The 12,846-nt window shown below is 44.9% G+C and carries 7 protein-coding genes; all 7 read right to left on the reverse strand.

The annotated features are described in order from the left end of the window. Positions 1 to 322 precede the first annotated feature (322 nt). On the reverse strand, positions 323 to 3,382 hold the full coding sequence (locus HMAT_RS11795; protein WP_104382885.1) for a beta-L-arabinofuranosidase domain-containing protein: 3,060 nt from the start codon (positions 3,380 to 3,382) through the stop codon (positions 323 to 325). 44 nt (positions 3,383 to 3,426) lie between these two features. Beyond that, positions 3,427 to 5,670: a S9 family peptidase gene (locus tag HMAT_RS11800; RefSeq protein ID WP_199768606.1), complete on the reverse strand. Its 2,244-nt coding sequence runs from the start codon at positions 5,668 to 5,670 to the stop codon at positions 3,427 to 3,429. A gap of 73 nt (positions 5,671 to 5,743) precedes the next feature. Then, entirely contained in the window at positions 5,744 to 7,165 is a 1,422-nt protein-coding gene (locus HMAT_RS11805; RefSeq protein WP_104382886.1) for an APC family permease, read from the reverse strand. Between the two features lie 20 nt (positions 7,166 to 7,185). Beyond that, the gene (locus tag HMAT_RS11810; protein ID WP_199768607.1) at positions 7,186 to 8,961 is read right to left on the reverse strand and encodes a DUF885 family protein; all 1,776 of its coding nucleotides are present in this window, start codon (positions 8,959 to 8,961) and stop codon (positions 7,186 to 7,188) included. A 15-nt stretch (positions 8,962 to 8,976) separates the two neighbouring features. After that, positions 8,977 to 10,236: an FAD-binding oxidoreductase gene (locus tag HMAT_RS11815; protein WP_104382888.1), complete on the reverse strand. Its 1,260-nt coding sequence runs from the start codon at positions 10,234 to 10,236 to the stop codon at positions 8,977 to 8,979. Between the two features lie 23 nt (positions 10,237 to 10,259). Continuing rightward, positions 10,260 to 11,261, reverse strand: coding sequence for a 4-hydroxyproline epimerase (locus tag HMAT_RS11820; RefSeq protein WP_104382889.1), 1,002 nt, complete (start codon positions 11,259 to 11,261; stop codon positions 10,260 to 10,262). 21 nt (positions 11,262 to 11,282) lie between these two features. Next, the gene (locus tag HMAT_RS11825; RefSeq protein WP_104382890.1) at positions 11,283 to 12,767 is read right to left on the reverse strand and encodes an aldehyde dehydrogenase (NADP(+)); all 1,485 of its coding nucleotides are present in this window, start codon (positions 12,765 to 12,767) and stop codon (positions 11,283 to 11,285) included. Positions 12,768 to 12,846: the final 79 nt, after the last annotated feature.

Raw genomic sequence — 12,846 nt, forward strand, 5'->3', positions numbered from 1 at the left:
AGTCTAGGTGACTTATTCCGCTCAAATTTAAATCATTATTCCAAATTCATGAAATTATATTATCCTAAAGTTGACGTATTTTAACATGCTGTCTCACGTACAGACATAGCTCAACTATGCGCAGGAGCTTTATAATTTATGCTAAACCTACCCCGTCCAACGTTTAGGTCCTGTGGGACAATACGTTGTTCGATTTGGCTCATGAAGCCGTCAAAAAAGAAATTGACGAAGCGCAGATCAAAATTTGATTATACTGACGTAGAATAAGAAGGGGCACTTCGCCAAGCAAAGTACCCCTCAAAATTTTTTGTATTAATCGAAATTATTTCAGTGTGACATCTAGATAAACCGAGTGTCGTCCGTAGGTATCATAGAATGGTTTAAAATCAACCCCATCAATCTTAAATGCTAAACTTTGCGGATCACCTGTGATAGATTTGCTGATATCCTTTGCATTCAGCGTCACTTTACGCCAGTCTTTTCTCGCCTCGGGTTCCTGAGCCGCCAATAAAATCGGTCCATAAAATAAACTGGCAATGTTCTGTTGATCCATGACCGGATCTAAATGAAACTGGAAAGGCATTTTGAGCTTGATACGGTCACCGTTTTTCCAGTTGCGGCTCAATTTCAAATATGTACCCGGCTCTGCCTGTACTTTTTGATCTTTACCGTTAATAGTCACATAAAATCCTTTAGTTGCCCAGCCCGGCACACGAACATGAAGATCAAATTTGCCGTTCCCTTTTATGGTCAGCTCCGTCTCGTCTTGCTTTGGGAAACTCGTTTTCTGCACTACAGTCACCTTCCTTTCGGTCCATTCCAAAGTAGAAGGAATAAATAGATTGACATATAAAGCTTGATCATCCCTGCTTTTAAAATAAATACTATTTTGCAATTTGGTGCTACTTTCGATTGCGGTACCATTGCAACAGGTAAAGCCCGTCATATTGGGATTTCCAAATTGCTTGATCGCACCGGGCCTTAACGGTACATGGTACGTGTTGGCCGGCGTATTTTCAGCCACAGAAGCTAAAATATGGTTATACAATCCGCGTTCATAGTAATCCATATATTCGGTGCGTTGATCAAAAAGAAACAAGTTGCTTGTTAATTTCAGCATATTGTAAGTTGCACAGGTTTCATTCTGTCCACCTTCGGAAAAACCATTTTTATATAAGGTGGCGGGTTCTGCTGTAAAAACTTCCGCATTGGCCGGATTGCGCGCGCCCGCGACCCCGCCTATACTATACATGTAATCATTGACAGCTTTATACCAAAAGTTGTCGGCCACCCGGTAGTATTCCGGGAGATTGGACACCTGGTATAGCTCGATGCTGCCCACAATCTGTGGAATATGCTGATTGGCATGTAATCCCCGAAAAGTATCGACATTCTTTGCCAATCCATGTGCATGCTGCGCATTGCCAAAAAACACATCGATATTGTCAAACATTTGTGCGGTTTTCAAATAGTGATCCTTATGGGTGATGCGGTACAGATGCGCCATTGTCTCATTCATTCCCCCAAATTCACCGGCAATATACGTATTCCACACCTGTATCAGCGTTTCCTTTGGCAGCTGACTAAGTCGCGCATGCACCCAGTCTGCCATACCCGTGGCCACCTGAAGCGCCTTTTCATTGCCGCTCACTTCATAGATATCAATTAAGCCAGCCAAAATTTTATGTAAAGTATAATAGGGCGCCCAAACTTGGTTTTTTTGTCCACCATACTTCGCCCCCTTTTCCAACATAATAAATTGATCGGGCGGATACGCGCTGATATAACCGACCCCCCAATTCCAATAGTCCGTCCGAATACCTTCCCGGCTCAGATCCGAGTCATAGGCCGATTTACCGGGACCATAAGGTACAGCAGTCGGGTCAGCTGTAGCTCCAGCTCCTGATTGCTGCGGTTTACCCGACAATTGGGCCAGTTGGTACAAAGTATTGACCATATAGGTCATTTTTTCGGCAAAATTAGCTTGCAAAGTTTTATCATAACCCGTACTCGCATAAGCCTGAGCGATCGCAGTCAGATAATGACCCGTCGCATGGCCTCTGAGTTTGCTGTCCTGGCTATCCCATACGCCCAAAGGCTTGGCCCCTTGCGGTTGTGGCTGTCCAAAAGCATCACGAAACATATAGAGAAAAGAATTGGGATCAGTGGACCCCAAGGTCTCGATAAACTTATTCCGATTTTCAATAAATTTTGTTTCGTGATTCTCCGCATCGGTTTGTAGCGAAACCTGACTAAGATCAAAAGCTTCCAGCTTCAACTTTGGTGCGTCAGCGGTCTTGCCTGCCTTTATGGTCACGATTGCTTTAGGCTGTATCGCTGTTCCCGGGACCCGGCCCGTAATGGTATAACGTCCGGCTTCCAGGACGGTACTGTTATCCGCTGGCGAAGGCCATAATACCCGTACTTTGGGACCGATCACCCCCTCTTTATATGTGCCCGGTACATAGCTTGGCAAACGTGGCAAATCTCCCAATGCTGTTTCCACCTGCACATCCGGGACAGCAAGCAAGTATGCATTATAGAGTTGCGCTTGCGTCAATGGAAATTCAGGAAGGTTATCCTCTACCTTAGTTACATTTACAGCACGATTACTTACTCCACGTTGTGCATTGGTATAAATCTCTGTAAGCTGATTTTTACTCAATGGAACACGGTAGATCCGAAAATCATGCAACATACCATCCAATGTCGGCGATCCTGCCAAAAGTGATTTTCCGATATACAATTTATTCTTATCTCGGGATGATCCAAATACTTCCGTCAATTCACGCGGTATCTGCTTCGATTCACCAACAGGTACAGCATCTACATAAGTCGTCATCGTTTTAGCGGGAATATCCACCACGATCGTCAGGTAAACCCACTTATTCAATGCCAATGCTGGCGCGATAGCTCCTTTTTGATTATTTTCCCCTGTAGTCATTACACTTTGGAATCCAGCTTGAGCATTCGTTCCCGAAGGAGCCGCAAAGAAATGCTTATGCGCATCCTTTCCAAAGTCAAATAAAACCTGGCCTTCTTTTTTCGAACGCAAATAAATCCAACCCGAGATACTCAATGACTCCATATCGGTCAATGCATCGGCAGGGATCTGTATAAAATCATTTTTTTCACCCGATAGCGACAGCACTTTTCCAAAGCGCTTGTCGTTGACAAAAGTAGCATGATGACCAGCTGTCGCATGCAGGTTGTTGCGGGACCAATCTTTCAGATCTCCGTTAAATACATATCGCGCGATCATGCCCGTTTCACCGATTCCATCCAATATCTGATCACCGCTTTGTGCCCGTACCATAACGAACCCTTTCGTCAGTATTGTGGCAACAAGAATAAAACGCAAAAAAAATAGGTAACTTTTCATCGCTATATCATCAATTATGAGCTCGCAAGCTCGATTTTTGTTCGCTAATAAATATTCCAGGCCGGAGGTTCTACCCCGAGTAAGTGTTTCACGAAATAATCGCGACGTTTCTTTTCTCCAAAATCTCCGCCAGAGGCATGCCCCATTCCCGGAACCATAATGAAGTCGTGATCCTTACCATGTTTGATCAACTGATTCACAAACTGATAGGTCGATGCAGGGTCCACATTATCATCCAGCTCCCCCACGATCAACAGCAACTTGCCTTCTAATCGATACGCATTTTCAATATTAGAACACGCCGCATATTCAGGCCCGATCGGCCAGCCCATCCATTGTTCATTCCACCATATTTTGTCTATACGATTATCATGACAGCCACAGGATGAAACCCCTACCTTATAAAATTCAGGATGAAACAAGAGTGCTCCGGCAGCAGACTGTCCGCCGGCAGAAGTACCATAAATACCGACTTTTTCAATGTCCATAGATGGATATTTAAGCGCAGCAGCCTTCATCCAGGCAATCCGGTCAGGAAAACCAGCATCTTTTAGATTTTTCCAGGCGACATCTTGAAATGCCTTCGAGCGATTGGACGTTCCCATTCCATCAATCTGCACTACGATAAATCCCAATTCGGCAAGTTCAGCAAGTCCTGATGGGTTAGCAGAAAATGATTTAGGGACAAAAGAACTATGTGGGCCAGCATAGATATATTCGATCACCGGATATTTTTTGTTCGGGTCAAAATTTCGTGGTCGGACAATAATACCCCAGATATCGGTTTTACCATCTCTGGCCAAGGACTTAAACACTTCAGATTTACGCCATCCCGTAGCCTCCAGCTCCGAAATATCCGCCTGTTCCAGATTCATGACGATCTGTCCGTCGGCTACCCGACGTAATACGGCCTGCGGAGCCTGGTCAACCCGGGAATATAGATCGACAAATAAAGAATGGTCCGCATTAAATGTTGCCTGATGATTGGCTGCTTCCGGAGTAAGTTCTTTCAAACCCTTACCATCAAAACCAATTGCATAATAACGGATAAGATAGGGATCCTCTTCCTGATGCATGCCACTCGCCTCAAAAATAATCTTTTTGTTATCCTCATCTACGTTGACAACTTTGCGTACCACCCAATTTCCTTTTGTAATCTGCTGTTTCAATGCCCCCGTTTTTGCATCAAATAGATAGAGATGATTCCATCCGTCACGTTCCGACGCCCAAATGATATCCGCTGTTTTTTTGAGATCATTCCGGTATTTCTTTCCGCTATAATCAATAAATGTCGCACTACGTTCTGAAATAACGGTTCTGGTTTTTCCGTCCATAGCACTCAATTCCATCACATCGTACCGTTGATGACCACGTTGGTTATATTCAAATGTGATTCCACTGTTATCCGCTTTCCACACAAGTGCAGAAAGTGAAAATTGATTGGCTACCTGAGCAGGATCTACCGTTATCACCCGCCCCCCGATGACATCAATAATGGTCGGATAGTATTGCGACAGCGCATCTCCGGGTTTATTATAGTCTCTGGTCTGTAATTTTGGCTGCAATTGATCGGTCGGCGAAGATTCCAATAAAGTCAACTGTCTGATTTCAGCCTTCCTCACTTTTGAAGCAGCCAATTTTTTTGAATCATTGGACCATTGGATACGGGCGCTATAATACTCCCCGGGACTTCCATCAAAAGTCAACTGGCGCTCACTTTTTGAATCCTCTTTTTTGCGGATATATACATTGCTATTTTTAATATAAGCCGTATAGACCTTATCGGGCGAATCAGTCGGTTCACCTTTGCTATCATCCCAGCGTGCTCCCCAATATCCGCCCGATCGACGGTCAGTGCCAGTTGTAGGCATATCACGCAATCTGCTCAGCTTATTTTCCTCCCCATTCCACTTCCACACCACGTTGTCTTCCGTAAACTCAACCTCGTTTGTCGATAGCACTTTCAGATCCCTTCCCCACAAAACACCTAATTTCACTTCTTTACCCAGCTGAGCGGATAACTGTTTTTCAATCTGGGCAACATCAGTAGCTATTTTTTTTCTGTTGAGCGCATCCACCAGAGATAGGCTCCTTTTGCTGTCTTTCTGATTCACCCAATAACAAAAACTATCTCCTTTTTCAGACCAGATAATCTGCTGTGGCACCTGATACACCTTACTCAATGAACTCCTGATCTCTTTGGCCCGTTTATAATCCGCCAATGTCCCCTGCCCTATTGCCATAAGCTGCAATAGCACCACTAAAACAGCTGTAAATGTTAACTTCATATCTGTTATTCTTTAAATCCTATGTGTTGTTTTGCCTCCTATTGCAACTAGGCAAGATTAAAAATAAGTAGGTTTATGTCTTCGCTTCCTTTTGTTTCACAAAATAATATAACGGAATCCCCAAAAGTGTGATAATAATGCCCGGCCAGGTAAACTGCGGTTTATAGATGACTAACAAAACAATAAACGAGATCCCCATCAAAACATAGACGGCCGGAATAAAAGGATAGCCAAAAGCTTTATAAGGCCGCGGTACATCCGGACGTTTATATCTCAGCCAAAAGATGCCGATGATGCACAAAACATAGAACATAACTACCACGCAGGTAATCATATCCAGCAGATCACCATACTTACCTGTCAGACACCATATCGATGCAATGAGCGCCTGTAACCACAAGGCGTAAGCCGGTACTGCATTCTTATTTAGGGTCGCTGTCTTCTTAAAAAACAAACCATCCTTAGCCATGGAGTAATAGATCCTTGCACCGGCAAGAATCAGTCCGTTATTACAGCCAAAAGTGCTGACCATAATCATGATCGCCAAGATGGCGATTCCAACGGGACCGAAAATTTCTTGCGCCACGAGCATAGCCACGCGATCTTTAGGTGCACTGGACATCTGTTCGATCGTCAACACACCGGTATACATCACATTGGTCAAAATATAGATCACCGTCACGATCAGGGTACCCAAGGCTAAACTCATACCAATGTTGCGTTGTGGATTCTTGATTTCGCCCGCTACCGCAGAAGATGAATGCCAGGAATCGCTGCTGAATAATGCCCCCACAAGTGCTGCAGACATCGCACCAAATGCACCGAAGGTAGCATAATCCACTGTCGATCCATCCACATTTAATCGCTGTAGATTCCACATACGCGCTGCAGACCAGTTTTGATTCCAGACCTCCGGATCGAAAGCCGCAAAGCCAAAGATGACAAGCAGCACCAAACTTAATATTTTGATCAGTGTCAGCACGGTCTGTACTGTCTTACCATTCTTTACACCACCGGTATTAATAAAGGTGAGCAGCAAAATAACAGCGATAGCCAACACCTGAGCAGATGAAATATGATAGTCTCCTATCACCAGCAAATAAACATCTTCATCCAGTACCGGAAATAAATAAGCTGTAAACTTAGCGAAAGCTACCCCCACGGCTGCAATCGTAGCCGTCTGGATAACGGCAAAAAAAGTCCAGCCAAACATAAAGCTGACCACCGGTCCATAGGCTTCTTTGAGATAAACATACTGACCACCGGCTTTCGGAAACATGGCACTGAGCTCACCATAACTCAAGGCGGCAGCCAACGTCATAAATCCACAGATCAACCACACCACCATCAGCCAGCCGGCAGAACCCGTATTTCGGGCGATATCCGACGATACAATAAAGATCCCCGAGCCGATCATGCTTCCGGCAACAAGCATCGTTGCGTCCAATAAACTCAATGACTTTTTGAAATCTTGACTATTTTCCTGATTACTCATAATTTAGGGTTGGATCACATTTATTTAAAATTATAAAATTTCCATTTCGCCCGATGGTTAGGTCCAAGCTTTTGGTTTGTCAATATAGCCCTCAGCATCTCCATGGGTAAGTAATTTTCCTTGATGACCCGGTCATGAAATTCGCTGTAGGACATTTTCCCCGATCCTACCAATTCATCACTGATACTTAGCAGCTGCAAGCCACCGATCAAATAAGCCAATTGATACAAAGGATCATATGCACCTTCAAAAGATCGCTTCACCTCACCATGTGCGTTGGCAGGCTCATGACCGACCTTGTTGACTAAGTAATCTATACATTGTTGTGGTGTCCATTCACCCAAATGAAATTTAATACTGAAAGTAATCCGCGCACAACGATGCATTCGCCAAAATAACATTCCGATACGCTCTTCCGGAGTCTTGGCAAAACCCATTCTATACAACAGTAACTCCCAATATAAGGTCCAGCCTTCGGTCCAGAATGGTGTATTGAAATTCTGCTCCCGATAGGGCTTATATCTTTTATTCATAAAATACTGTAAATGATGCCCCGGATTGAGTTCATGCTGCACCGTACCCAAAGAAAAGTATGGATTGTTACCGCGCATGCTCATCATTTTCTGGTCATAGGTCATGTTATTGGTTGGATAAGAAATACTGATCTCCCGTCCTCCCGTAAAAAATGGATTGACCAATTGCCGCTCAGGAGTCATCATGATCATCCCCCAGGTTTCATCTGCCAGTTCAGGAATCGTGATGAGCTTATGCTGCTTGATAAATATCTGAGCTCGATCATATAACTGATTGATCAGACCGGGCTGCTGTCCTTCCGGTACATAGGTATTTTTAACCTTTTCCTGCGCTGCTTTCCAATCGTCTCCGAATCCCATCTCACGGGAAGCTTTTAATAACTCTGCCACACACCATTCCCATTCCTGATCTGCGATACGCAAGAGTTCATCCGCATCGTAAGCAATCATTTCTTCGCGCAGCTTTTTGTCAAGCGCAGTTTTTCCGATCGGCTGCCCACCAATATTACTACCATCATTGAAGACTTTCCAATTGCTCCTGGCCTGCAAAGCACTTTTATATTGATTTAATTTTTCGTTTAAACTTTCATAAGATTTGGGCACCCACCAGGTAAACATCGGATCATATCCATTATAGAAATCAAATGCGCTTTCCAAACGGGTTCGCAATGACTCTACCATATTGACCAAAAAATTGACATCGGCAGATTCGATCGATGATACATTTGTTAGATTTTGGATCGCCGCCTCGACCTGATCTGTGGTTTTTTCAAATATTACCGCCACATCCTTTCCCACGACCGCGGCACCCCTACGACGCTGCTGTTCAAATTGAAGGATATTGTCTGCAAACGGTAAGTAAAGCTGCAACCGATTATATAAAGCATATGTTTCTTTGTGCTCTTCTTTATGCCGTAGCACTTTTTGGCTCAATAGGATGTAATCGACTTGCCCATTGGTATTCAACCGTCTATAATCAAAACTTTTCAGTTTAGCCAAATAATCATCATCTACTTTGACCAATCTATCGATCTGCTCGGGGGAGGCCGCTGACTGCTGAAATCCCCAGTTATTGGGCATAGGACCATAAAAATAATTAACAGCCTGCAGATCATGGCGGTATTGAATGATATAAGGCTCAATGGGTGTTGTGTGTTGATACAAATCCATCTCTTGGGCATCTGTTAGCGAAGAAGCCATACAAAGCACGCCTATGACTATAAATTTCTTTGGGTTAGGGTTATTGTGGTTTTTCTTCATCATTTGATTTATTTTTGTCTATTGAAACCGATCCGGACTAAAGCCCCTAATATCCGTTTCGGTGGCTTTGTCGGACAGTAAAGCCGTAATCGCTTTTCCATACGCGGGCCCTAGACTCAAACCCATCATCCCCCCCGCGCCCGCGATGCTGACATTACTGTATTTGGAAGTCCTACCCAAATAAGGAAGCCCATCCGGCGAACAAGGCCTGTAACCAAACCAGATGTCCTGCGGATAATCGACCCGTAGGTCCGGGAAATAGTTAGGGATAGATTCACCGATACCTTTGACGCGGTTACTGTATATCTTATCATTTGCCGGACCTAATTCCATGGTTCCACTAAAGCGAATCTGATTATTCATTGGCGTCACCGCTACGCGAGCCTCTAAGAGTAAAGCGGCATGGATCATCTGATTATTGCCTGTTGTATTATACATGAAAGAATAGCCTTTTCCAGGCATTAAAGGCAACTTTAAATGCAGCTTCGACGCTAACGCTGGCAGCGATGCTCCCCCGGTTACGACAATTTCATCGGCATGAAATGCTCCTTTTGACGTAACGATTTCGGATACCCTTTTGCCTGAAAATCTGAATCCTGTTACTTCCGTCTGATAGTTGATCTGCACCCCATGGGCAAGCAGGTAGTCTGTCAATATTTTCATTAGTTTGGGTGGATACAAGATACCGTCGCATTTGTATAAAATACCGCCGATCGTATTCATTCGTAGATTAGGCTCCAAAGCCTGAATGCCTGCCTGATCAAAAATTTCTACATCCAGTCCCAGGTTTTGGGCTTTTTCTGCCAGTTCAATTTCTTCCTGCTCGACATGACCGGACTTGTAGAGCATCATAATCCCGTTTTGCCTAAGCTCAAAATCAAACCCCTCCTGCCGGGCCAGTTCATCATATGAGCGGCTGCTCGCAAGATTCAGATCGCGTATCGCGGCTGCATTTCGGTTGACATGTTTTTCATTGGCATGTTTCAAGAATTTCAGTCCCCAGTCGATCAATGAGAGATTCAATGCGGGCCGGACGTAAAATGGACTTTTACTTTTCAACATCCATTTTACTCCTTGTGCCACCATACCCGGTGCGGCCAATGGGGTAAAATGGCTGGGAACGATCATTCCTGCATTTCCATAGGAACAATTGTCCAGGCCGTCACCTTTCTCCAAAATCTGAACCTCCCAACCATCCTGTAAGAGATAATAAGCCGTGGACAATCCTGCGATACCCGCCCCTATGATAGCCACTTTTCCTTTATGCTGTGTTGACACGTTTTTTGCTATTTTAATAGTAATTACATAACCTGAAATCCTTCTTTATACGGGTCTTCGTCATCAATAATGATCTGACTGTAGCCCGTAATCCTTGCCCATCCCTCTACCGAAGGAATAATTGCTGGCTGACGCAATATTGTCGTCGTTTCCTGTTCGATACGACCAACAAATTGCGAACCGATGTAACTCTCATGAACAAACTCTTCTCCTTTTTTCAACTTCCCTTTGGCATACCATTGTGCCATGCGCGCGGAAGTTCCCGTCCCGCAAGGAGACCTATCCAATGCGTTTTCACCTACCAACACCGCATTTCTTCCCGTAGAATTTTCTTTCGTTGGTTTTCCGGTCCATTGAATATGGCTAAGACCATATATATTTTCATCTTCGGGATGAATAAAATCCGTTTTCTCATTGAGTAAGCGACGAATAATTTTTCCGTAATGAATGAGCTGGCTCGCCGAAAAATCACTGATGTCCCTAAAGTTTTTCTGTGGGTCAACGATGGCGTAGAAATTTCCGCCATAGGCAACATCGACGATAATCTCCCCCAAATCCGGGCATACGACGCTAAGCCCTTCTTTGTAAAGAAAAGACTTGACATTTGTGAGTTTCACCGTCTTAACCTTTGGCCCATCTTGTACATAATCAATCAGAATCAAGCCTGCGGGCGTCTCCAGACGGAGCTTTCCCGGTACTTTAGGCGTTACCAGCCCCTCTTCGATGGCAATGGTCACTGTACCGATCGTCCCGTGGCCACACATCGGAAGACATCCACTTGTCTCAATATACAGTACACCGGTATCATTGTCGGGATCTATAGGCGGATACAAAATACTTCCGCTCATCATATCATGTCCACGGGGCTCAAACATCAATCCTTTGCGAATCCAGTCATATTCTTCCATAAAATGCAGCCGGCGTTCCATCATCGAATGCCCTTGCAGCACTGGTGCTCCCCCTGCGACCAGGCGCACGGGGCAACCGCAGGTGTGTGAGTCGATACAAAAAAATGTTTTCTTCATCAATTGCTATACAAAAATGTCTTAAATACTTGCTTTTGTCGCACTACCATCTACGATACGTACGATGCCCAATGCATTTTCATTTTTCAACTCCACTGGCAGGAATTCATCAGGCCAATTCTGAAAAGCTAAGGGGCGTACAAAACGCTTCACCGCATCCGGTCCGACAGAGGTAAATCGCGGATCAGTACAGGAAGGAAAGGGGCCGCCATGCTGCATGGCATAGACTACCTCTACTCCAGTTGGCATGCCGTTAAACAGCAGACGTCCCGCTTTATCTTTTACCACATTGAAAACCTCCTGATGTGCCCGTACATCTTCACTTGTCGCTGCAATGGTAATGGTTAGCTGCCCTTTGAGCTGCCGCGCAATTGCCCGTACTTCCGCTTCATTTTCCGCTTCCACGAGTACCGCAAAAGGGCCAAATACTTCTTCGCTCAACACCTGGTTTCTTAAAAAATTGGCTGCTGAGGTACTGACGATTCTGGGACGGCCCTGTCCCTCTGCAGCTTCGATACCTGACTCTGCGAGCACAGTTACCTCAGCCTGGCCGCTTAATGTGACCTTATTTTTTTCAAAATGTGCATAGATGCCTGTATTGAGCATTGTAGCCGGTGCAGTAGCAAGGATGGCTGATGCCAGCGCTTTTTTGAAACGCTCCAGCCCCTCGCTTTTTACCGCTATAAATACCCCAGGATTGGTACAGAACTGCCCTACACCCAAGGTTAGCGAAGCCGCATATTCTTTGGCCAGCGCTTCAGCGCGATCCTGCAACATATGGGAAAAAGCAAATACCGGATTTACACTACCCATTTCGGCAAATACCGGGATCGGTTCCTGGCGCTGATTAGCAAGATCAAACAAGGCTTTACCACCCCAGTATGATCCGGTAAATCCGACCGCTTTAACCAGCGGGTGAGCAGTCAGATAGGCCCCTATCTTCGTACCTGTTCCCAGGACATTCTCGCCAAGAATATGGTTAAACACCCCTTCCGGCCAGCCATAATCTTTGACGACCGCAGTGATCGCATCGGCCATCATAACCGACGTTTGGGTATGTCCGGAATGCCCTTTAACGATCACCGGACAACCTGCGCCGATCGCACTCGCCGTATCACCGCCGGCTGTTGAAAAGGCAAATGGAAAATTACTCGCTCCAAATACCACTACTGGCCCTATTCCCAAATTAAACTTCCGAATATCACTTTTACCAGTTTCGCTATTTGCCAAATCAATGCGGGCTTCGGTATAGGTACCTAACGCTACCGCATTGGCATAACTGCGCCACTGTCCTACTGTACGCGCTTTCTCTCCCGTGAGCCGGGGTAAAGGAAGTGCCGTCTCTGCATGGGCAGTGTCCAACAATTCAGGGCCTAATCCCTCGATTTTATCAGCAACAGCATGCATAAATGCAGCACGCTCGGCAATCGTGGTGGATTTCAAAAATTGAAATGCCTCTGCAGCCATGCAAACCCGGTCATCTAAAAATTCTTGTGGTTGATTCATTCTATTTCGGATTTTTTTTAAATGAGCTGTAGGCGAACAGTGTCCACCAAACGCCTACAGTATCTTATTTCTATTTAAT

The sequence above is a fragment of the Sphingobacterium sp. HMA12 genome (assembly GCF_002933815.1).
Taxonomy (GTDB): domain Bacteria; phylum Bacteroidota; class Bacteroidia; order Sphingobacteriales; family Sphingobacteriaceae; genus Sphingobacterium.